The 22,570-nt window shown below is 68.8% G+C and carries 17 protein-coding genes; 10 read left to right on the top strand and 7 right to left on the bottom strand.

Annotation, left to right across the window (positions count from 1 at the left end):
- Positions 1–106: 106 nt before the first annotated feature.
- Together ACY34M_RS38925 and ACY34M_RS38920 are read right to left on the bottom strand one after the other, a co-directional pair.
- A complete protein-coding gene (locus tag ACY34M_RS38925) occupies positions 107–1,336 on the bottom strand; it encodes a putative T7SS-secreted protein (RefSeq protein WP_462723132.1) in 1,230 nt (409 codons plus the stop codon).
- Entirely contained in the window at positions 1,336–1,641 is a 306-nt protein-coding gene (locus tag ACY34M_RS38920) for a WXG100 family type VII secretion target (protein WP_462723133.1), read from the bottom strand. The genes ACY34M_RS38925 and ACY34M_RS38920 overlap by 1 nt, the downstream gene beginning before the upstream one ends.
- Before the next feature lie 580 nt (positions 1,642–2,221).
- Here ACY34M_RS38920 and ACY34M_RS38915 point away from each other — a divergent pair.
- The 7 genes from ACY34M_RS38915 to ACY34M_RS38885 all read left to right on the top strand — a co-directional run bounded on the left by ACY34M_RS38915 (position 2,222) and on the right by ACY34M_RS38885 (position 9,751).
- Positions 2,222–2,512: a WXG100 family type VII secretion target gene (locus tag ACY34M_RS38915; RefSeq protein ID WP_462723134.1), complete on the top strand. Its 291-nt coding sequence runs from the start codon at positions 2,222–2,224 to the stop codon at positions 2,510–2,512.
- A 41-nt stretch (positions 2,513–2,553) separates the two neighbouring features.
- Entirely contained in the window at positions 2,554–3,810 is a 1,257-nt protein-coding gene (locus tag ACY34M_RS38910; protein WP_462723135.1) for a putative T7SS-secreted protein, read from the top strand.
- Positions 3,811–3,833: 23 nt separating this feature from the next.
- Positions 3,834–4,955 carry a hypothetical protein gene (locus ACY34M_RS38905; RefSeq protein ID WP_462723136.1) on the top strand — a complete coding sequence of 374 codons (1,122 nt, stop codon included), beginning with the start codon at positions 3,834–3,836 and terminating at the stop codon, positions 4,953–4,955.
- A gap of 59 nt (positions 4,956–5,014) precedes the next feature.
- Positions 5,015–5,689 carry a hypothetical protein gene (locus tag ACY34M_RS38900; protein ID WP_462723137.1) on the top strand — a complete coding sequence of 225 codons (675 nt, stop codon included), beginning with the start codon at positions 5,015–5,017 and terminating at the stop codon, positions 5,687–5,689.
- Positions 5,690–6,384: 695 nt separating this feature from the next.
- Positions 6,385–6,819 carry a hypothetical protein gene (locus ACY34M_RS38895; protein ID WP_462723138.1) on the top strand — a complete coding sequence of 145 codons (435 nt, stop codon included), beginning with the start codon at positions 6,385–6,387 and terminating at the stop codon, positions 6,817–6,819.
- Between the two features lie 63 nt (positions 6,820–6,882).
- Positions 6,883–8,289: a WXG100 family type VII secretion target gene (locus ACY34M_RS38890; RefSeq protein WP_462723139.1), complete on the top strand. Its 1,407-nt coding sequence runs from the start codon at positions 6,883–6,885 to the stop codon at positions 8,287–8,289.
- Positions 8,290–8,380: 91 nt separating this feature from the next.
- Positions 8,381–9,751 carry a S8 family serine peptidase gene (locus ACY34M_RS38885; RefSeq protein ID WP_462723140.1) on the top strand — a complete coding sequence of 457 codons (1,371 nt, stop codon included), beginning with the start codon at positions 8,381–8,383 and terminating at the stop codon, positions 9,749–9,751.
- A gap of 152 nt (positions 9,752–9,903) precedes the next feature.
- Here the strand turns inward: ACY34M_RS38885 and ACY34M_RS38880 are convergent, their stop codons facing one another.
- Both ACY34M_RS38880 and ACY34M_RS38875 read right to left on the bottom strand, forming a co-directional pair.
- Positions 9,904–11,481 (bottom strand): outer membrane protein assembly factor BamB family protein, encoded by a 1,578-nt coding sequence (locus ACY34M_RS38880; protein ID WP_462723141.1) that lies wholly within the window; start codon positions 11,479–11,481, stop codon positions 9,904–9,906.
- Positions 11,478–12,869 carry a collagenase gene (locus tag ACY34M_RS38875; protein ID WP_462723142.1) on the bottom strand — a complete coding sequence of 464 codons (1,392 nt, stop codon included), beginning with the start codon at positions 12,867–12,869 and terminating at the stop codon, positions 11,478–11,480. The genes ACY34M_RS38880 and ACY34M_RS38875 overlap by 4 nt, the downstream gene beginning before the upstream one ends.
- A gap of 360 nt (positions 12,870–13,229) precedes the next feature.
- Between ACY34M_RS38875 and ACY34M_RS38870 the strand changes: the two genes are divergently transcribed.
- Together ACY34M_RS38870 and ACY34M_RS38865 are read left to right on the top strand one after the other, a co-directional pair.
- Entirely contained in the window at positions 13,230–13,820 is a 591-nt protein-coding gene (locus ACY34M_RS38870; RefSeq protein ID WP_462723143.1) for a hypothetical protein, read from the top strand.
- A gap of 94 nt (positions 13,821–13,914) precedes the next feature.
- Entirely contained in the window at positions 13,915–14,502 is a 588-nt protein-coding gene (locus tag ACY34M_RS38865) for a hypothetical protein (RefSeq protein ID WP_462723144.1), read from the top strand.
- Between the two features lie 77 nt (positions 14,503–14,579).
- Here ACY34M_RS38865 and ACY34M_RS38860 read toward each other — a convergent pair whose 3' ends face one another.
- The gene (locus ACY34M_RS38860; protein ID WP_462723145.1) at positions 14,580–17,372 is read right to left on the bottom strand and encodes an SUKH-4 family immunity protein; all 2,793 of its coding nucleotides are present in this window, start codon (positions 17,370–17,372) and stop codon (positions 14,580–14,582) included.
- A 249-nt stretch (positions 17,373–17,621) separates the two neighbouring features.
- Between ACY34M_RS38860 and ACY34M_RS38855 the strand changes: the two genes are divergently transcribed.
- Entirely contained in the window at positions 17,622–17,993 is a 372-nt protein-coding gene (locus tag ACY34M_RS38855; RefSeq protein ID WP_462723146.1) for a hypothetical protein, read from the top strand.
- Positions 17,994–18,020: 27 nt separating this feature from the next.
- Here the strand turns inward: ACY34M_RS38855 and ACY34M_RS38850 are convergent, their stop codons facing one another.
- A complete protein-coding gene (locus ACY34M_RS38850; protein ID WP_462723147.1) occupies positions 18,021–18,293 on the bottom strand; it encodes a hypothetical protein in 273 nt (90 codons plus the stop codon).
- Between the two features lie 93 nt (positions 18,294–18,386).
- Complete coding sequence (eccCa, locus tag ACY34M_RS38845; protein WP_462723148.1) at positions 18,387–22,328, bottom strand: type VII secretion protein EccCa; 3,942 nt, start codon at positions 22,326–22,328, stop codon at positions 18,387–18,389.
- Between the last annotated feature and the right edge of the window lie 242 nt (positions 22,329–22,570).

Genomic DNA, 22,570 nt, shown 5'->3' with positions numbered 1-22,570 from the left:
CCTTGGCGTACGGGTGGCGATGTGTGGCAGGTGGTCGTACTACGGGGTTCGTCAGGTGGAGGAGTCCGGATACGGGGTGGGGTTGGGGAGGCAGGAGGCGCCGACCTCAGCCGAAGACGGATCCGGCCGCGCCGACCACGTCTTCCGACCAGTCGCCGGCCGCGTCCGCCGCGTCCCCCACGGCGTCGGTGACCTTCACCGGATCGATCTCGACCTGCCCGCCGAGATGACCCCCGACGCCGACCGCGGCACCGACGTCCGCGCCGATGACAATCTTGCCGTTCTGCGTACCGGCGTCGACATGGGCCTCGGCCCCGATCCCCGCCCAGCCCTCGGCGCTACCGCCGACGCCGACACCGGCGACCGACGCGTGTGCATCCGCCGATGCCCTGGCGCCGGCGAACGCCTCGGCACCCAGGTGGGCACCGCCTTTGCCGGCCGAAGCGGCGGCACTCGCCTCGGCGCCCGCGAACCCCTCCGCCTTGCCGGACGTCTCGAACAGACCCGCCGCGTACGAGCCCTCGGCCGAGGCCTGCCCCAGGTAGGCCTTACCGGCTGCTTGTGCCTGGAGGTTGCCGTCCTCCAGCCCGAACCCGGCACCGCCTTCCACGCCGAGCAACTCGATACCGGCCCGCCCCGCGACATCCCCGCCCAGCGCACTGCCGTGCCCCAGCGCCTCCGCGCCCCACACACTCGCGTCGCCGGAGACCGAACCGAGCTCAAGGCCGACGCCGGGTCCGCCGCCACGCCGCTTCTCGGCCGCCTCCACGTCGGTGTTGGCACCCCACCCCCGTGACGGGTCGAAGAGGTTGCGCTGGAATGGCGGCGACTCCCAGAACGACAGTGCGCTGTTCCCGGCGGCGGACTGGGCGTCCTGCGCCGCCCAGTACAGCCAGTCGGGGGCGTCGGAGGCCGAGCCGCCGACCGCCTCGAACCGTTTGACGGCCGAGTCGCCCGCCGTCTCCACCTGAGTCCGCGCCGATGTGAGCAGCGCCTCGGCGCCGGCCTCGTCCCCGGAGTCGTAGAGGCCGATCGCCTGCGCTGCCTGACCCTGCCCCCACGCGAGGACACCGGCGTAGTCCTGGAGGGCGGACGCGGCCTGCTTCAGTGAGTCGGAGCCGCGGTACCACTTGTTCGACTGCGGGGAGAAGTCGTCCCAGAAAGCCTCGCTCGCCTGGCCGGTCCAGCCTGGAACGCGTACGGCGCGCAGCCCGTCGCCGATGCTCTCCACAGTGGTGGTGCTCGCGGTCAACTGACCGGCACTGGCGTACAGCTGGGACGGATCGCCCGGGATGAGTTCCGTCGGATCGCTGGATTCGCCCAGCCTCCCCGTCATCAGCTGGGACCTGCGGTGCACTGTGCGAACTGGCCCGCATTTCCGCCCTCGCGCCCCTCGTACTCGTCCGCCGAGTCGCTGAGCTTTCCTGCGGACTCCTCGCCCTCGTCCTTGAGGGTCTTCGTCAACGCTCCATGCCATGTGGCCATCAGCCCGACGAACGCCTTCGCGGCACCGGAGTGCCCGAAGTCGTGCTGTTGCTCGGCGAGCTTGTCCAGCCGAACCTCGTCCACATCGTTCACGGCGCCGCGGATGCGCTTGGCGGCTGAGCGCAGCAGGTCCGGCTCGACGGCGTACCCCGTCATACGTGTCCCCTTTGACATGTGCCATTCACCCGGCTCGGGTGGTCGCAAAGCGTAGCGAGATCACCAACCTCGCCGTCGCGTCGAACGGCGTTGCTGAGGTGGGTACTTGGGTGCGGCTTGGGCCTGCACAGGACCTCGTCGAGGAGGAGTTCGGCCCGCGGTTTTCCTAGGCCCGTGAGGCGAAGCCGGGCGGGCGCGACGATGATCGGACAGGCCTACGGGCCGGGGGAGGCGGGGCGCACGGGCGCGTGCCGCATTGCTTCGGACGAGCGAGGTGGCGTACGGAGGGTGACGGGCGACGGGATCACTGTGAATCAGGCCATTTGGCCTCATTGTGCCGTCAGTGGGGGATGTGGGCACTCACCGCGCGGAAGGTTGCCGGGCGGTTGGCCGCCCTCGTCGAACCCTGCGGGTCGCCCGCGGTTCCAGACGGCCAGGCGGCAGCAGATGCGCCCCCGAAACCCCTCCGGCCTGCCTCTTTGGCCTCACAGGCCCCTCGGGTACAGTCGAGCGCCGATCGATCGAGTGAGCGTGGGCCACATCGGCCCCATGCCTACGGCAGCCGGGGGAGCTGATCCATATGTCCGGTGGTTACCAATTCGACGAAGGACAGGCGCAGCGCGCCTGGAACCGCCTGAGCGAAGCCGCTGAGCGCATGCAGGCCGCGCGCAAGCGCCTCGAGGAGGTCGGGCCGAAGACGCTCGGCACCGACGGGCTCGACGACGCGTGCGACACCTTCCAGAGCGAGTGGAAGGACGGCATCACCCGTATCGAGCGTGCCTCCTCCGACATCGCTGAAAGACTCAAGGCCACGATCGACGGCTACGGCAAGACCGAGGACACCGTCGCCACTGGCTTCGGCGCGAAGTAGCGAAGCAGAAGCGGTAGCGAAGCAGGAGAGGGAGGCACCACGTGTCCTGGCGGAGCATCTTCATAGAGGACGACAGTGGCTGGCCGGGCGTCGGGTTCAACCCGGCCAAGGGCGACGCGGAGGCTGTCGACCTCCTTGCCAAGCACGTTGCCTCGGTCGGGCGTGAACTCGACGAGCTGGAGGAGCTGCTGACCTCCGTCGGCAAGGACGGCGGCTGGTGGCAGGGAGACGCAGCGGAGAAGTTCCGGGCCAAGCTTGCCGACCTGCCCAAATATCTGCGTCAGGGCGGTGAATCCATGAAGGCCTGTGCTGATGGTCTGCGGATCTATCACGGTCACCTGACCGGCATGCAGAACCGCGCGCAGAGCGTGGAGGCCGAGGCCGTCCCTGCCCGCAGGGACGCGGACGCCAAGCGTGATCGGCTCCTGGAACTGAACAACAAGTACGCGGGCCGCGTCATGGAGGCCGCCGAGGCCGATCGCGTCAACGACATGATGAGCGCCGCCTCCGACGCCTCGCAAGACGCGACGGACAAGCTCAATCAGCTGATTCGCGAGGCGGAGGACATCCATGCCTCGTGGAAGGACCGTGCGGGAGAGGCCGAACGCGCCATCCTGAAGGCCTCCGAGAATCACCCCCCGGACCTGTCCGTCTGGAGTCGCATCGCCGACGGCCTCAAGGAGGCCTGGGGCGGCTTCAAGGACTGGCTCGTCGACCACGCCGATCTGCTGTCCACGATCTCCGCCGGCCTCGCGGTGGCTGCTCTTGCGGTGAACGCCCTTCCCATTGCCGGGCAGGTGGCCTCCGGAATCCTGGGAGCCGGATCCGCACTCTGCGCCGCGGGAGCGATGGCTGGTCACTGGATGGGGAACGCCCGTGGGAACGGCACCCCTGCCTGGAAGATCGGGCTGGACGCACTGGGGATCATTCCGGGTGTGGGTGGAGTGGCGAAGGGCGCCACGGCCGGTGTGAAGGCAGTCAGCGAGGGGGCCGTAGCGGTCGGGCGGGAGGCCAGCTTGATCGGGAAGGTGGGGGCCGCCGGCAAGGGCTTGGTCAGCGGGAGGGCGGGCCAGGAGATCGTGGGGGCGATCGAGAACCCTCTCAGTATGAAGGGCATCAATGCGGCCCTGGGGAAGATCGCAGGCAAGGAGCTGCCGCAGGCCCCCACTCAGATGGTCATCAAGGGGGTCTCCGCCGCCAAGGGGGCCTGGCATGAGATCACCGGCGACAACAGCGCACAGGCGCAGACCTCTGCCACCCCGGACAGCAGTAAGTATCGCCAGACGCTGGCGGCTTGAGCGGCGCTGGAAGGAACACCCGCATGACCATGCCCATACCGTCCCCCCTGGCACCGACCGAGTTGCGGATCGGCTGGATCATGCCGCCGTTCGTGCACGAGCTTCCTTTGGATGCCGCATCCGACGAGGAAGCGGCTGAAGACCTCTACGAGCTGGCCTGTGACGTGCTGCCCGACAGTGGGCAGGATGATCGACTCGTCTTCGCGCAGCTGCTCGCCACGCAGGTCGTCGAGCTGAAGAGTGACAGGGCTCTGTACGCCGGACTGTGCTTCTTGGAGGTCGACGGCGCGCATACCGGATCCACCGTCCTCATCACGCAATTCGAGCACGATCTGCCAGAGGCCGACACGGACGAACGGCTGCGCGAAACGCTGGAAGAGGCCTATCCGCAAGATGAGGTCTTCCCGGTGACGCTGCCGTGCGGCGGCGCCGTCACCCGCGTTGCCATGGCACCACTTCACGTTAAGGACGCCGATGACGGCACCACCGTGAATCTCCCGCGCAACGTCATCCAGACCTACGTTCCGTTGCCCGGCACCGCCGAGTTGCTTCTCTTCGAGCTCAGCCTGTTCACCCCTGAAGGCTGGGACATGCACTCCGAGTTGTTCGCCGAGATCCTGCGCACTGTCGATTGGGCTACGGACGCCGAGATCGCCCAGCACCAGAACGAGCAGCTGCAGCCTCAGCATCCTGCGCACGAGTCACAGGTCCCCGATCCAGGAACTCAGGATCTGTTGCGACAGCAGTCAGATCGGCTCCTCGACGTGATGGATGGTCGCGGTACTCGCGATGAGCACTACGAACAACTTGCGTCACTCACGTGCGACAACTGCTCCGCCCGGGGGCTGCTCTCCTCCTGTGTCACCCGGCACCGCTGGCGTATTCGAAATCTTGATGCGGTCTCCGCCCGAAACGCTCTTGCGGACGCTGCTACTTACCTGAGCACATCGGGCTGGACGCTCTCGCAGGACGAGATCGCAGAAGCCATTACTCTGACCGCGGAGCAGGCGACTGTGCCGGAAACGAGCCTCGCCACGCTCGACATCCGCATGAGTGCCGAATTCCATGAAGGCACGTGCACTGTGGCGGTCACCACCAAGTGCCCCCGTGGAGCAGCCGCCTCGGGGGCGACACCCTTCGGATAGCAGCACACCCGGGCCTTCTCGGCCTCGCCACTTCGACAGCACAGGAGCCGTGCCAGCTCATGAACCTCGCCGCAGCCAGGAGCGCCGCCGCAGCCGCGAGCGCCGAGACCATGAGTGCCCGGGTCGGAGCGCTTCTCCCGCCGGGAACTCCTGTCACCGGGCCCTTCGCCATCAACCGGCTGGACTGGTGGAGGGAAAGGGAGCCTGTCGCTCCGGTCGAGCGACGTCCGGAGGTGTTCAGCGATGCCGACAGCCCCGGCGGCACGGGACACAAGGCCAAGGTGGTGGCCTCGACGTTGTTCTACGGAGACGAGAACGCGTCGAAGAATGGACCGAAGCAGATTTGCGACGATCCGGGAAAGCGCGAGAAGTTCAAGCGCCGAAAGCGTGCTTTCTGGGGAGGCTGGGACAGCTGGGCCGGACAACTGGAAATTGCGATTCAGCCCCGCTCCCGCTGGTGGTACGTCCGCTCTTTCCTCGTCCTGACCCCCGAAGTGCTGCAGATCTTTTACGCTCCCTGTGTCGCGAGTGACTCCTTCGATCTCGCAGAAGGCGTCGAGGCCGGTTGGCACTGCCCCCGTTCTCAACTGGGCTGGGTCCGTCGTCAAAAGAAGGAGATGCTCTTCGAGTTCGGCTTCGCCGACGGGTCCTGGGCGACTCTCCATCTCCCCAATCACGAAGCGTTCACCGCTAAGGTGCCGGGCATCCTCCCGGCCGGCGCGCCCCGGCCGTAAGCGAGGAGAGTGCCGCTTTCGGTGAGCTGGAGCGTGACGGGGATACCGAAGAGCACCGAGTGCTCGGCGTCCCGGTGGCGCCCCCGAACCGAGGGGTGTCCGTAACCCACCAGCCCCCGGAATCTGGCACAGGCCTTGTCGGGGGGGGCGTTCCCGACAAGGCCCCTATGGACGCGGGCGAGCGCTATCGGTCCCGGGACGAGGCAGGGCTCAGGGTGTGCCGGGGAACGGACGGGCATGGCCTGTTACGCCTCTGCTGTCGCTGGTGTGCGATGTGCGGGCTGACTGCGTGGGCAACGTGTAAGTCAAGCGCTCGGTGACACAAGTGGGTGAACTCCGCCTTTGTGTCACGGAGTTGGACCCGATCGGGGGGTCGGTGATTCGGAGAGTGACCCCCGGCATGGCCACCGCCACAGAGATGCTCGCCCCATCCAGGAGGCCGAGGTTGATTTCGCTGCCGGGGCAGGACTCGTGTCGATGCGCGGCCGCTGTGGTAAGTGTGTGTGGTAGTTACATCTCTTATGTCCTATAAGGGTGCATGTCTGAGGCGCATGTCGCCCAGTTGTGACGGGCAGCACCGAGCGAGGTGTGGGTGCCGTTCGATAGGCTAAGAACAGGCTTGTGGCAGGGGACCGGACTTATCGCCCCACAGGGGAAGAACGGGACTAGCAGGATGAACGGGGAGGGCCAAGCGCATGGCCGGTGATGGGTACAAGGTCGATCTGAGCGCGCTCGACCAGGTCATCAGGAAGCTGAACGCGATCATTGGTGACCTTGGTAAGGCGAACGCGGACACGAAGAGCAATACGTACCTACCGCCAGGTGCACTGGGTGCGAGCACGTCTGATCAGTGCACGACGGGCGGGAACGTGTCGGCCGCCCGGTTCGAAGAGGCGGAACAACTGACCTCCGCCCACAGCGAGATGAAGGACTATCTAGAGGCCGTCGTCGCCCACCTGGAGTCACAGATGGACGAATTCGGCACGAAGACGAAGAAGGCGCACGGGGCGTATCAGGACGCTGAGGCGGACACGTCGAACGCGATGCACGGGGCGAACCAGACGTCGACTTCCTCCTCGTCGTCGGGGATCGGAGCGGGCTCGTCGCCGGGGTCGATGTCGGGTGTGTAGCGACATCAAGGACCGCAGCGGGCACGTAGGACACGAAGCGAGAGACGAAGGGGGCCTGGCGCGATGAGTGACCAGGGCGCGGACTACACGTACCAGGCGCCGACGCAGTGCTACGTCGGTGACAACACGAGCGACTTCAAGAATCTGGACATGAACACCATGAAGGCCATGGTCCAGAACGCCAACCCTGAGAACGTGCATCGGGCCGCCAGGGGCTGGAGCGGTGTCCACGACCAACTGGTCGCGGCCAAGGAGGCCTACGAGCACGCTGTTGCCGAGGTGATGGAGCACTGGGAGGGCTCGTCGGCCGAGCAGTTCCAGGCTCGATCGAAGGTGATCGCGAAGAAGATCCACGACACGTCGACGTATGCGTCGCATGTCTCCACGGCGATGACGAGCGCGGCGAACAAGCTCGGGGACATCAAAAAAGAAGTCATGGCCATGGAGAAGCCGTCCGGGGGTGAGAGCGCGAAAGACCGTTTCACCGATCTCAACCGCGACACGGAAGGCCTGGACCGGGATCTCGCCAACAAGAACGTCTCCGCGCAGCAGATCGCTGACAATCGCGAAGGCGACATGTCGGCCGGCCGTGAGGCCCAGATGGCCATGGCCGTGAAGATGGAGGAGCTGGGGGCGGCTTACAACGCGCAGACCAGGTCCATGGGGTCGTGGAAGAAGAATCCAGACTTGGGCGACAATGAGGACTACCCGGGTGACCCCGGTGGCGTTGCTCCCGTGCCGATCCCCGCTGGGTCCGTAACCGGTCCCTCCGGCAGCGCTGGCACTGGCAAACTCGGCCGCTCCACCGGCTCCGGTGCGCCGATTACAAGTGTGAAGTCGCCGAAAACGAGCGGCATCAGCGGGGGGATCGGTTCGCAGAAGCCGACGGCCGGTTCGCAGATCGGTGCCGGCAACCTCAGCTTCAACGGCGGCTCGGGAGTTGGAGCCGGCGGTGTTGGTGCGGGGGCCGGTGCTGGTGCCGGTGGCATCAGTGGCGGCATGGCTGGTTCCGGAGCCGGTGCTGGCGCGGGTGGCGTCGGCGGCGCTGGGATCGGTGGCGGGATCGGTGCTGGTGCAGGTCTCGGTGCGGGCGCTGCCGGTCGTGGTGGTGCGGGCGCTGCGGGGCGTGGCGGGCTCGGTGCTGGCGGTGCAGGTTCCGGGGCTGCGGGCAAGGGTGCGGCGAAGGGGCTGAAGGGCAACTCGCTCGCGCGCACTAAGGGCGGCGAGATCGGCAAGTCCGTCGTCAAGCCGGGCTCCGGGCAGCAGGGTGGTTCCGCTCTGCGCCAGAAGCCGAAGACCGCTACGGGCGGTGCCGGCAAGAACGCCGGCCGTAATGGTCTCGCTGGGCACGGAGCCCAGACGGGTGGCAAGGACAAGAAGCGGCGTGAGAACGCTCGTCCGGACTACCTGGTCGAGGACGAGCAGACCTGGGCAAACGACCGCACTGTTAACCCCAAGGTCGTGGAATAGTCAGGCCTACTGGTTAAGTATGCGGTGAAGACAAGACGGGGCCCGCAGCCTTCGGGCTGTGGGCCCCGCCCTGCGAGGGAAGGTGTACGGCATGAGCTTCACGCGAGCGCTGCGCGCGGTGGGCGCTGCAGCGGCGGCGGGAGCGCTGCTTTTCGCGGCCGCGCCGACGGCGTCGGCTGACCGGGTAAGAGAGGATCAATGGGCCCTGTCGGCCTTCTCTGCCGACAAGGTATGGAATGAGGCGACGGGGAAGGGCGTCACAGTAGCCGTCATCGATAACGGCTTCAAGACGAACCATCCCGACCTCACCGGTCAGTTCCTCGAGGGTAAGAATTTCATCGACGGGGGTAACTCCGTAGAGCCCGACATGAGTGATGATAAGCCGGCGCACGGTACCTCGATGGCGGGCATCATTGCTGGACACGGGCATGGTGCGGGTGGCGCGAGTGGGATCAAGGGGTTGGCGCCGGACGCCAAAATCCTGCCGATTCGTGGCAATGGAACCAAGCCCGGAATTTTCGGCCCGGCGATTCGCTATGCCGTGGATCATGGCGCTGACGTCATCAACATCTCGCAGGGTTTTTGGTCGTCGCAGGAATCGCCGAGGGATATTCAGGTACAGCGAGAGGCGATCAAGTACGCGGCAGATCACGGCGTTCCCGTCGTTGCCGCGTCTGGTAACGACGGGAAGACGGGCGACAAGTACCTGAACAACCCGGCGAACCAACCGGGCGTGGTGACGGTTGGTGCTGTGGAATCAAGCGGTGAGATCTGGAGTAGGTCCAACTATGGTCCTCAGCTCATGCTCGCCGCGCCCGGAGTAAAGAACGTCGTTGCAGGCCTTGATTCCGACGGCTACGACCTGGGTGACGGCACCTCGGACTCCACCGCCTATACCTCCGCAGCCCTGGCTCTCCTCCAGCAGAAGTTCCCCGACCTCTCCGCCGGTCAACTGGTCAACCGTCTCGTCAAGACCGCCGGTCTCCCCGCCTCCGCCAAGGGGACGTCGCTCCCCGACGAGCACTACGGGTACGGCTTCATTCAGCCGCTCGCCGCGCTCACGAAGGACGTCCCGGCTGGCTCCAAGAACGGCCCGTTGAAGGTCGATGAGCTGAACGCTGCCATTGCCAAGGCGAAGGGGAGTAGCGCCTCGGCACCGTCCACCACGTCACCTGCCGCCTCCGACTCCTCGGACTCAGGCGGCATGAGCACCGGCCTCATCGTCGGCATTGCCGCCGGCGTTCTCGTCGTCCTGGTGGTCGTCGTCATCGTGATCGTGCGCAGTCGGAAGAACAATGGTGGCGGCCCGCCCCCGCCCCCCGGCGGTGGCTGGGGTGGCGGTGGCCACCAGCCGTACCCGACGCAGCAGCCGTACCCGGGCTCGTACCCGCAGCAGGCGCCTCCCGCGCAGGGCGGTTCGTACCCGCAGCCTCCTTCGCAACCGCCTTACGGGCAGAGGTAGTTACTGCCTGCCCATGGTCATGTGCGCGCCCCGCGTCCTTCTGGACGCGGGGCGCGTTGCTGTTCGGGGGGGGGGGGCAGGAAGCAGCGTCCGTATGACGTCCTGCGTCCTACGCTGCCGCCGGTCGCCCGGCCCGCCCCGTAAAGCGAGTGTCAGTCGCCCATCTTGAGCAGCGCGGAGTCGTGCTGGTCGGTTTCCTTGATCTCGCCCCTGTCGCTGTTGGCGACCGAGGCCAGGAACAGCGTGCCGTCGTGCACGTAGGGCATCGCCCAGGTGCTCAGGCCGAGGGGCTTGTCGAGGTGTCCGTAAGACGCGCGTTCCGATTCGGAGCCGGACTTGGGGTCGAGGCTGACGAGATACGCGGGGTACCCGTCGCCGCCGAAGGTCTCCTCGCGCCAGCCGCTGTCGTCGTGCTTCAGCGCCAGGAGTTCGTCTCCGGAGCCCTGGACGAGGGAGTACTGCACGTCTTTCTCGTCTCCGGTGGTCCAGACGCGCTTGCCGCTGTCGAGGTCGTAGGCGTCCACCGCGGTCTCCAGGCCGTTGTCCGTGTGGTGCTCGGCGATGTAAAGGGTGTCGCCGATGACCTTCATCGCGGCCTCCGGGTCGCCCGCCGTCGCGCCCTCGCGCTGGGCGAAGAAGCTCTCGCCGCCCCGGTAGGCGCCGGACGGGCCCAGAACCATGCTCTCGCTTCTGACCTGACCGTTGTCCCGTAGGACGGTGAAGCCGTTCTTCTTCACCTCCTGCGGGACCCGGACGATGACAGGGGAGGTCGACACGATCGTCGCGTCCTCGCCGTAGTCCCACTCGCCGTCACCCATGGCGTAGGTCCACTTCGCCTTGCCGGTGGCCGGATCGACCGCGGCCGTCGTCGAGCTCTGGCCTTCGGGGTTGCCGTACGCCCAGCGGGTCGTGCACAGCTGAACCCGCACCAGCTGCTTTCCGCCGACGTACCCCTGGCCCTTGCACGCCTTGCCGCCGTACGTTCCGTTCCTGGATTCCTTCCAGAGCTGCCTGCCGGTACGCAGGTCGTACGCGGTCCGGTCGTTGACCACGACGGTGCCGGCGCTCACGGCGGTGGCGGGGTCCCCGTCCTGCTTCGACGTGTGCTGCCACAGCTTCTTGCCGGTCTTGAGGTCGATGGCGAAGAGCGTGTCGCAGTCATGGACGGCGCCTGCGGCGAGGACGGCCACGCCTTCGCTGGCCACCGAGGACGCGTGGCAGATCGTGGAGGCACCCTTGCCGGGGGCGGCCAGGCCCCACTGAAGGTCACCGCTGTCGATGTCGAGCGAACTGATGCCGTCGGTCTGGGCGCGGACGACGGTGTCGCCCACGAACCAGGTACCCAGGTAGTTCTGGGTGTCGCCCGCGCCTCCGTAGTACGGAAGGCTCCACTCGACCGAACTCTTCGTGGGGTCGAGCAGGATCCAGGCCACCGATCCGAAGAGGCCCGACAGGATGACGCTGAGCACCAGGAGGAAGACCATCACGCCCTGGCCGCGCTTCTTGCCAGGAGCGGCGGACGCCGGGTGCATCGGCGTGAACTGCGGCTGTCCGAGGCCCTGTTGGGGCGCATAGGGCTGCTGCTGCGGGTAGGACTGCTGAGGCGCGGAGGGCTGCGGAGGCGCGTACGGCTGCTGCTGCGGATAGGACTGCGGGGGCGCGTACGGCGAGTTCTGGGGCTGCTGGCCCGGTACGGGCGGCACGCCGTTGGAGTAGCCGGGCGTCGTCATGAGATCTGCTTCCTCACGTAGTCGGCCCAGGCTGCCTGGAACTCGTCCGTACCCATGCCGGTGGCCTTCGTCAGCTGCTCGTTCATCCCCTTGGGGTTCTTGTACTGCTCGGCCACGAACGTGAGGGCCTTGTCCTCGCCGTACTTCTCGGCGATGAACCGAATGGCCAGCCAACCCAGCGTGTAGTGCGCGCTGTTCTCCGCGTCGATCGTGCTGTGGAAGTCCTCGCTGAGCGGGAGCTTTCCGTCAAAGGGATCGGCGCTGCTGCTCGCGTAGTACGCCTTCAGGGACCGCAGTTCCTTGGTCGCCGCCGCGGGTGCGTTCCGCATCGCCATGTACTCGGCGAAGCCCTCCACCACCCACAGCTGCGCCTGGCCGTCCGGGCCCGTGAGCGGCTCCACCATGGTGTGCGCGAGTTCGTGGTGGCTGATCTCCAGGACGCTCGAAGCGTAGTCAGGACGGGTGAACCGGCTCTCCGCGGTGTCCATGACGATACGGGCGGCGCCGTTCTGCATGCTCACCTTGGCGGCCTTGCTGCCGCCTGCGGGCACCGCCGGCATCTGGATGGAGACGCCCGCCTCGGCGATCGACTCGTCCCCCTCGTCGCTGGTGCCCTCCCGGTACATGTGCTTGTACACCTTGCGGTTCTTCTCGAGCGTGACGACGAAGCCGGGCATTGTCGTGCCGCTCTTGGGGCCGTTGGCCTCCCAGACCGCGATGTTGTCCTTCGCCGCCTTCTCGATGTACGGGGCGTAGCGGCGGGCGTCGTTCGCCTGCGCGGCGTCCGACATGATCACGGTGTGCGGCTTGACGGTGACGGCCATCGAGTCGTACGCGTCCCACGGGGCCGGGTAGTTGGTCATCTTGCCGTAGCCGGCGAGCTCAGGGGTGGCGGGTCCGACCGAGGTGACCTGAAGGGCCGAGTCCTCGTTCTTCTTCTCGACCGTCCAGCGGTACCACTCGGCCACGGGGCTCGCGTCCGCGCCCTTCACCTGGTGTACGAACGCCACTTCGACGGTGGCCGACGCGCCCGCGCCGTAGTGGTCGACCGCCCGGCCGTCGAGGCTGAGGTACTGGTACTCGGACACCTGGAACGGAACCTTGCGCAGGTTCGAGAAGAGCGAGGCCTGCTTGCTCTTCAGCGCCGACGAACCGCCGTCGAACGGCGCGAGGTACGCATCCTTGTCGCCGCCCGTTAGGGCCTTCGAGTGGTCCTTCATGAGGCCTGCCATGTCGGCCTCGGTGATCGCGACCGACTCCCCGCCCTTGCCCGCCACCGGCAGCGGTTCGTCGCTGACCGCCTGGACGATGCCGAACACCATCAGGCCGAGGGCGACGACAGCGATTCCGCCGAAGGCCACGGTCACCCATTTGAGGACCGGGTTCACGGTGCGCGGCGTATTGCTCTGCGGCGTGACGGGCGGTCCCGGGGGAGCGGGCGGCGGAGAAGGTGGCCCGGGTGGCTGTTGCGGGGGATACGACTGCCCGTATCCCTGCGGGGGTTGAAACGACATGGATCCCTCGTTGTTGGGGGGACACACGTCCGTCCCCCGTGACGACGCTTGTCATGCATCCGCCTAGGGGACGCGACCCTCATTCTTATCAGATGCTTATATCGGTAACACCGTTAACTCCAGCACCACCGAAGTCGATCAGTACGCCGTCGAGGTGATCCGCCGCTGCGTCCGCCGACGCGGCCGCCGCATGTGACTATGGGCGACCTGTTGTTGTGATGAGGAGCGTTGTCCATGACGGTCGATCTGCCGGGGGCTCTCGAGGGTCCCCAACCACCCCTGGACAAGCGTGCCTTCGACCACCCGGAAACCCGACGCAACTGGCGGCGGGCCAGGCGTCGTGCGCGCGGAGTGGTGGTTCTGGTGGTGACGGGGCTTCTCGGCTTTCTGGCCGTGGTGGGGTTGCTCAACGACAGTCCGCGGTCGAAGCCGATGTGGATGCGCATCGTCCTGTTCGGGTGTGTGATCGCGACGCCGGTTGTCATCGCTCTCGTGCTTTACTCCCTGGGCCCGCTCTTGAGGCTCCGCCGCATCCGCAGGGTTCTTCGTGACCATCCCTGGGAGTACCGCGCCGCCGTGCGTCCCTGCCCGGAGGCGAAGGACGTGATGGGGGTGCTCGTTCAGCTCAGCACGGACTCGGGCGACGGGTGGTCCACGACCATGCGTGCGATCAACCCGCTGCGGCGCAAGCGCTGGAGTGGGGAGATGGAGCAGGGGGCCTGGTTCGCGGGAAGCCTCAAGGCCGGTGGTGTGATCGCGGTCCCCGGAGGACGTGACCTCATGACCCTGGAGCACGAGAGGCCGGGCTCGGGGCGGCTCCGGTGAGCGGGGCCGCCTCAGGCGGGCACCGTCCGTAGGCGCAGTGGATGGACACGAGACGCAGTAGCTGTACACGACGACTTGACGAGGAGCAGTACTGGTGAAGGCCGCAGCGTCCCTTCCGGTGAGCAAGGTCGCCTTTGACGACCCCGGTACTCGGCAGGCCTATGAGCGGGGCAGGCGGCGGGCGGTCGTCAATCTGTCGGTCAGGGGAGCCGTGTGGCTTGGGCTGCTGTTGGTGGCGACCCTCGGACCCGACGACGACGCACAGCTCGTACGGGGATTCGGGTCGTTCTTCTTCATGGTGTGGTCGTTCTTCCTGATCGGGCCGGCCAGGGCGCTGCGCTGGTACGTGATGGTCGGCCGGGTGCTGAGGTCCGGACCCTGGCAGTACGGCGTCGTGGTGCGGCGTCCGGACGTAAAGGTGGGCGCGGGGACGGCCGTTGAGGTCAGGATCGGCTCGCCGGATGCCGCGCCCGGCCCGACCGGGGCGGCGCAGGCGACCGCCAAGGTGGCGACGCCGGTCCTCGCGGCGAGTACCTGGCGGCGGCGCATGCGCTGGGTGCAGGAACTGGAGCAGGGGGCCTGGTTCGTGGGCGATCCGGAGCGCATGGGCGTCATCGCCCTGCCGGGCGGGCACGAGTTCATGACGGTCATGACGGTGCACCGGACCCAGCGCGTGGGCTGAGCCCCGGCGGTGCCTTCCTCGGGAACCGGCGCGGATCCTCTTCGCGCCGGTTGCCCACGTCTCGCGACGGCCCGCTGTCAGAACAAGCCGTGCCACATCTGCTCGATGACGAGGGACCACCAGTGGTTCGGCTCCGACAAGGCGTTCGGGTCGATCGCCAGGAGGCGGGTCTGGAGGTCGGCGACGATGTTGCCCGCCAGGTGCGGGTCCGCGTCGACCATGTGGCCGCGCGTCGCGTACAGGGTGGCGAGAGAGTACGCGAAGGCGGCCACCGAGGAGTTCACGTACTGGAGGCGGCCGTCCAGGGGCATGGCCGCCCAGACCTGACCGGTGTCCCGGTGCACGCTGATCACGTACACCCCGTCGGTACCGATACGGGTGTACGCGGTCAGGGTGTTGGCCGCGTCGGGGCTCAACTGGACGCCCGTGCCGATGAGGTGGGTGCGGACGTCCGCGAACATGCCGCCCATGACGGGCGGCACACCGGGGGCGTCCGTGTCAGCCAGGAAGAAGAGCGGGACGTCGGCCGGGATTCCGGAGACGGACAACGTCGCGCGCGCCGCGTCCGGGAGCGCCGCCGTGGCCAGGAGCTGCGGAGCGAAACGGCGTACCTTCTGCTCGCCGAACACCTGCGTGAGCAGCGGGCCGAGCTCCGCGTCCGGCAGCACATGCGTGGGCGGTACGGGGTGGGGGAGCGGGGCACGGCAGGGCTGCGGCGGGGCGGGCAGACCGGCGACCTGCGACATCAGCTGCGCGTGGGAGGTGAGCGCGGTGACTCCCTCGGCGCGCGAGGCGGGGTCCCAGCCGTAGGGGTGGGCGTGCGACTGGGAGGCGTTCGGGAAGGTGGACGTGAGGGCGTTCGCCGTGTAGCCGCCGGGGAAGTAGCCGGGGCACAGGTCCGTGTGGATCGCCACGACGTTGTCCACGGGCACCCTCAACTCGCCCAGCTGCGCCATGCCTTGGTACTCGGCCGGCGGCTTGCCGGGCGCCGAGGTGGCGGTGACGTAGGCCTCCTGGCCCGTGCGCGGGTCGACGTACGTGAACACGGCGGTGTTGCCCGGACCGGTGACCGGGCGGCCGGTCGGTTGACCAGTGGGAGTCGGCCGGGGGCCGCCCTGACTCGGCTGGGGTGTGGCGGCCGGCGTGGGGGCCGGCGCCGGCTGGTGCTGCTCAGGGTGTGCCGCGGGCGGCTGCGGCGGGGCCAGCGGGTAGTCCACCACGGTGGGTGTGGGCTGCGGGGGAGCGGCTGCGGGGGTGCCGGTGGCCGGGGCCGGTGGTGTCGACTCCGGAGCCGTGCGCTGCGGACCCACCGGCGCCGTGGGCCGGGAGGCGGCAGGGCCGGGCTCACCAGGCGAGGTCGAGGCCGGGGTGGCGGCGGAGCCCAACGCGCTTGCGTACTGCGCGAGTCCGTCCTCCTCGAACGCCGCCGCCAGCATCCGCGCGCGCTGCGCGGGCCCCGCCTGTGTACGCGTCAGCAGTGGGGCGATCCGCAGATACGTACGCCCCGGAGCGGGCAGCGCATCGCGCGCCCGGTCGTCCGCGGCGACCTCCTCCACCGCCGCCCGCAGCGCCACCGGGTCCGCGTGCACCAGCAGCCAGGGGTCCTTGAGCAGACGCGGCAGTTGGCCCGCGCCCAGAAGGTGGCCGACGATGCCGTCCCGTACGTAGGGGTCGGCCTTGTCCCAGCCTTCGTCGGGCACCGACTCGAGCAGTTCCATCGCGAGGCAGAGGTGTGCGGCGCGCACGTCGGGCAGCGTGGCGCGGATGGCCTCGCCGAGCGCCGGGTGGGCGAGGGCGACGAGCGTGGGTTCCGCCGTGCTCTCGTCGTTCACCGTGGTGACGAAGGGGCCCGCGAGTGCCATGCCGCCCGCGATGTCCGACGACAGGTCGCGCGCGGCGAGCGCCGACGCGAGGGGTGCCCACAGGGGCAGCGGCAGGCCCTCGCCCTCCGCCAGGGCGAGCGGGGCCAGCATCGCGCGCAGGGTGCCGGGGTCGGCACCGAGGCGGTGGGCGTGCATATCGACGGCCTCGGCGGGACCGGCCGGGAACAGGGCGGCGTTGGGCGGCGGCTCCGGCGCCAACAGGTGGGCGTTGACGGCCAGTTGGGCGGTGAGGCGGCTGCCGCCGGGCCCCGTGGCCGTGCGCGCCGCGATGCCCTGTGCGAGCCAGAGCCGCATCTGCGGGTCCTCGGTGAACGGCAGCCGGGGCGCCCCGAAGGTCGGGTCGAGCGCGATCTGGGTCTGCAGGGTGAGGCCGTGGAGGTCGGCGTGCTCGGGCGCGTCCAGATCGATGACCTGTGCCGTCCCGGCGGGAAGCGCGGCAGCGAGCTCGGCGGCCACCGCGCGCGGGACCTCGGCGAGGAGCCGTACGGAGGGGAGCCCCGCGAGCGGCAGCAGCAGCTCGCGCGCCATCCGCTCGGGCCCGCGCCCGGCCCGTACGGGACCCGCCTTGTCCACATCGGGGACGACGATCGTGCGCTCGGCGGCGCCCAACGCCTCGTAGACCTCCGCATCGCGCGCGACGTCGATCCCGTAGTGATCGGCGAGCACCCACAGCAGCTGCGCCGGTGTCAGCCCGGCGGCGCTCGGTACGGCGGGCGCGGGCAGCGCCGGAGGGACGGTCCACGGGTCGAGGCGCGCGAGATCGATGCGCTCGCGGTGGCCGGGGTCGCACAGCATCAGGAAGCCGGTCAACAGGCGCGAGCTGCCGCACCCCGGAGAGCCGGTGAGGAGTGCGACGCGTGGCGCGCCCTGTGCGGCGGCCCGCCAGGCGGCGAGCGCGCGCAGTGCGGAGGCGCGGCCGCCGATGAACGGATGCGGCTCGTAGGCGACTTGCTGCGCCGCTGCCATCGGGCTGCTCTGCCAGCTCACGTCTCTCCTTGGGTCCCCGTCATCACGTGCCTGCCCACCTTAAGGCCGACCTCTGACAGCGGGGCACGCGCGGCTGATGGTGGGGGCGTGCGCCAGTTGGTTCACGGCGTACGCGCGCGAGGAGACGAGGCCCGCGGAATCCACCGGCGACCTGCCACGTGACTTGCTACCGGAGCCGACCGGCGGGGCCCTCCCGGCCTCTCACTCGTGATGTGAGCCGCGTGCGGCCCGTCGGCTAGGGTCGCGGGCATGACACGCACGGGTGGAGACAGCAGCGGCCTGCAGTGGGAGGCGGACTTCTCGCGCAAGTGGGAGACCGAGCTTCCGCCGGAGGAGCGCGCGCTCGCCGAGGAGCAGGAACGGGTCGCCGAGGCTGCGCGACGCGAGCGCCTGCGCGGCATCGCCTGCGCGGTTGTCTTCCTCGTGGCGGCCGTCGCCGCACTCGTCGGACAGGCCGTCGGAAACGCCGGAGCGGTCGCGCTGGCCGCCAACGCCGTGGGCGTGGTCGCCGGCTGCGGCGCGCTGTGGCTCGCCCTGCGCGGACCCGGCGGCATGGGCCGTACGGGGCTGTGGCTGATGGTTGGCGCGCTGCTCGTCATCGGCGTCGGCCAGGCCGTCTGACACCGGGCCTCGCCAGCCCTGCCCGAGCTAGCCCCGCCCCACCATCCGCCGATAAAGATCGATCGCCGACTGCGGCGGAAAGTTCGGGACGGGTGTCGTCGACCCGTCCGTCTTGGAGACGACCAGGTGGCTGCCGCCGTACGAAGGCGGTTCCGTCGGCGGGAACGTCGCGTGGATCAGGAAGCCCAGGTCGAATTCCTGGACGTTGAGCGTGGCCGGTGTTCCGTCCGCGCACAGTGGCCGGAACGTCGTCCGGGCGATCGCGAGGGCCTCGTCGGCGGTGTGCGGCGCGGTGGTCAACTTCCGTCTCCTCAGGGCTGGTTGCAAGAACGGCGCCGGTGATCGGTTCTCCCGATCACCGGCGCCGTACTGCTTGCACGTACTACGCGGGCATCAGCCGCTGCGCATCGGCAGCCAAGCCGTCTGCACCAACTGCGCGCCGCCCTTGCGGGTGACGAGCATGCCTCGGCCAGGCGGCAGCTTCTGCGGCTTGAGCGGGCCGAAGATCTGGCCCTCGGCCGGGTCGCCGGAGAGGACGAGGCCCGTCGCGCCGAGCTCCTTCATGCGCTGCATGACCGGCTCGAAGGACGAACGTGCCGCACCGGAGGAGCTGCGCGCGACGATGACGCGCAGGCCCAGGTCGCGGGCGAACGGCAGGTACTCGAGCAGCGACTGCAGCGGGTTGCCGGAGCTGGTGGCCACCAGGTCGTAGTCGTCGACGATGACGAACGCGTCCGGGAGGTCGTACCAGGACCGGTTGCGCAGCTGCTCCGGCGTGACGTCCGGACCCGGCATACGGCGGCCCATGGAGCCCGCGAGGCCGGTGACGACCTCCTGGAGCTGCGGGCCCGAGGCGCAGTACTTGTAGAGGTGCGATTCGGGCAGCTCGCTCAGGTGCGCGCGCCGGTAGTCACCGGCGACGATGAGCGCCTTGTCGGTCGCGTACCGCTCGGAGATCTGCTTGGCGATCATGCGCAGGAACGCGGACTTGCCGGACTCGGACTCGCCGTAGACCACCATCAGCGGGTCGTTCTCGAAGTCGATGAACGACGGCGAGAGCGTCGTCTCGTCGACACCGATCGCGACACCGCGCTCCGGGAAGTCGCTGCCCTTGGGGATCTCGCTGATGTGCAGCTTGGTCGGCAGCATCCGCACCTGCGGGGCCGGCGGGCCCTGCCAGTGCTCGGAGACCGTCGTCACCATGTGCTCGATGGCCTGGCCGAGAGTCGACACGTCGGACGAGGCGTCGATGCGGGGCAGTCCGCCGAGCGAGCTGAGCTTGTCGGGGGTCAGACCGCGGCCGGGCATGCCGAGCGGCACGGCCTCCATCTTCTTGCGGTCGAACTCCGACTCCATCGGGTCGCCGAGCTTGAGCTCCACGCGGTTGAGGAGCTGGTCGCGCAGCGCGGGCCGGACCTCGGTGTAGCGGCCGGAGCCGATGACCAGGTGGACACCGAAGCCGAGGCCGCGGGAGGCCAGGTCGAGGATGACCGGGTCGAGCTGCTCGTAGTCGGTCTTGAAGGCCGCCCACCCGTCGATGACGAGGAAGACGTCGCCCCACCGCTGGTCCGGGTACTGCCCGGCGGCGCGCCGCGAGCGGTACGTGGCGATGGAGTCGATGCTGTTGGCGCGGAAGAACTCCTCGCGCTCGTTGAGGATGCCGCGCACCTCGGCGACCGTACGGCGCACCTTCTCGGAGTCGAGGCGCGAGGCGACGCCGCCGACGTGCGGCAGCCCCTCCATCGCGAGCATGCCGCCGCCACCGAAGTCCAGGCAGTAGAACTGCACTTCGGACGGGGTGTGGGTGAGCGCGAACGAGGTCATGACCGACCGGATCAGCGTCGACTTTCCGGACTGCGGACCACCGACCACGAGACCGTGACCGGCCGAACCGGAGAAGTCCAGGTACTGGATGTCGCGACGCTGCTCGAACGGCTTGTCGACCAGGGCCATCGGCACGACCAGCTTGCCGAGCGCCGGGTAGTCCGGGGCGTGCAGACCGCGCTCCGGGGTCGTGGAGAGCGGCGGGAGCAGCGAGTCCACCGAGGGGGACTCCTCCAGCGGCGGCAGCCACACCTGGTGGGCGGGCGGGCCCTGGCCGACCATGCGGGCCACGATCACGTCGAGGACGGTGTCCGCGAGCGCGTCGTCGACCTGGTCGGGTACGACCTCGGGCTCCGGCTCGTGGATGATCTGCTCGGCCACGGGCGCGGCCGTGAAGAGCACCGGCTGCCGGTGGGTGCGCGAGCCGCCGCCACCGCCGCCGCCGGCGCGGTAGACACCACCGACGTACGCGGCCTTGAACTGGATCATCGTCTCGGTGTCGTACTTGAGGATGCCCGAGCCGGGGACGTTCGGCAGGTGGTACGCGTCGGGGACGCCGATCGCGGTACGGGACTCGGCGGCCGAGAACGTACGCAGACCGATCCGGTACGACAGGAAGGTGTCCAGGCCGCGCAGCTTGCCCTCTTCCAGGCGCTGCGAGGCGAGGAGCATGTGCACACCCATGGATCGGCCGATGCGGCCGATCTGGATGAACATGTCGATGAAGTCGGGGCGCGCGGTGAGGAGTTCGGAGAACTCGTCGAGAACCATGACGAGGGAGGGCAGCGGGTCCAGCGGGGCGCCGGCCGCGCGGGCCTTCTCGTAGTCGGTGATGTTCGCGTAGTTGCCCGCCGAGCGGAGCAGCTCCTGGCGGCGCTGGAGCTCACCGGTGATCGAGTCGCGCATGCGGTCGATCAGGGTGAGGTCGTCGGCCAGGTTGGTGATCACGGCGGCGACGTGCGGGAGTTCGGACATGCCCGCGAAGGTCGCGCCACCCTTGAAGTCCGCGAGGATGAAGTTCAGCGTCTCGGAGGAGTGCGTCACCGAGAGGGCGAGCACGAGCGTGCGGAGCACCTCGGACTTACCGGAACCGGTGGCGCCGACGCACAGGCCGTGCGGGCCCATGCCCTCCTGCGAGGCCTCCTTGATGTCGAGCATGACGGGCTGGCCGTCGCGGTCCACACCGAGCGGCACACGCAGTCGCTCGTGCAGGGTGCGGGGCCGCCAGGTGCGCCCGACGTCCACCGAACCGGCGTCGCCGATGCCCATCAGCTCGGTGAAGTCCAGGTTGGCCAGGAGCGGTTCGTCGCCGTCCGCCGAACCGGCGCGCAGCGGCGCGAGCTGGCGCGCGAGCGCCTCGGCCTCGGTGAGCGACAGGGTGTCGCAGACGCCGGTGTACTGGGTGCCGCCCTGCGATTCGAGCAGCAGGCTGCCGGGCTGGACCTGCACGGACAGCGATCCGCGCAGCTCCTCGACGATGCCGGGGACCACCTCGAGGATGGTGACGCCCTGAAGGCCCTCGGCGCCCGCGATGAGCGACTCGTCGGGGATGCCGCCGCCGTCCATGACGACGACGAGGTGCGGCTGGTCGACGACCGGCGTGCCCTGCGGGTTGAACCGGCCGCGGCCCTCCAACTCGTCGGCGAGCATGTCCTCGACCTCGCCGAGGTCGCCGACGATGACGCGCTGCGAGCCGGCGCCGTCCGTGGTGCTGTGCTGCACGTGCGGCAGCCACTTCGTCCACTCCCACTCGGCCATGGCGCCGGGCGAGGCCACCACGGCGACCCGCAGGTCCTCGGGGGAGTGCAGGGTGCACAGTTGGGAGAGGATGGCGCGGGCGGCGCCGTACGTGGTGTCCGGATCGCCGGAGACGCTCACGTGGTAGAAGGAGCGCAGCGACACGGCGAGCGGCAGCGAGTCCAGCGTGCCGTGGGTCTCCAGGAACGACTTCATCGCGTGCGCGGTGAGCGGTTCCAGCTCATCCAGCGGCGCGGTCTCCGGCGCCATCAGCGGTGTCGCCAACTGCTGTGGTCCGAGCCCGAGTCGGACCTGGGTGAAGTCCGAGTCGCTCGACCTTCGTTCCCACACCCGGCGGCCCTCGGCGACCAGCGCCCACAGCTGCTCGGGGTTGGGGTGCAGGAAGTACTGCCCGTCGCGCTGCATGCGCGCGGTCTTGCGCACGTCACGCCGGACCTGGGTCAAGTACTTGAGGTAGTCCTGGCGTTCCTGGGCCATCTCGGCCCCGCCGCCCTGCCGCGCCTTGATCAGCTGCGTCAACGCCATGGCCAGGGTGGAGGCGATCATGACGCCACCCATGATCTTCATGATCGACTGGCCGGACGTGAAGAAGAACGCCGATGACGTGCCCATGCCCAGCATGGGCAGAAGGCTCATCATCAGGTTCTGGTCTTCGGCCCGCGCCAGTTCGGGTGGCGGTTCGAGACGCACCTCGTCCGTCGGAACGTCGGGTGGCAACACCCGAGGCGGTCGCTTGACGATGACCGTGCTCACCGAGGCACCAGTCCTTAAATCTTCAGTCGTCGATCAGTTCAGCGCACATAGATGTCGTGCACATCGGGACATGTCGGACCGCCCCCGTTACTGGCGGTACCTCAAGGCCGGAGGCAAGGACCTCCGGCGTGCCCGGTGATCCTACTGACTCTGGTCAAGTGCCGGGGCCTGTGGGGTGAGATGGGGTCAGGGCGCTACGCTGTCGCACCGCGCGTGACGCCGTCCGAACTCCGCGCCGCCGC

This window comes from Streptomyces sp. EDA2-14, assembly GCF_054963755.1.
Note: the sequence above shows the minus strand (reverse complement) of the source record. Positions and strands in the feature narration are given on the sequence as shown.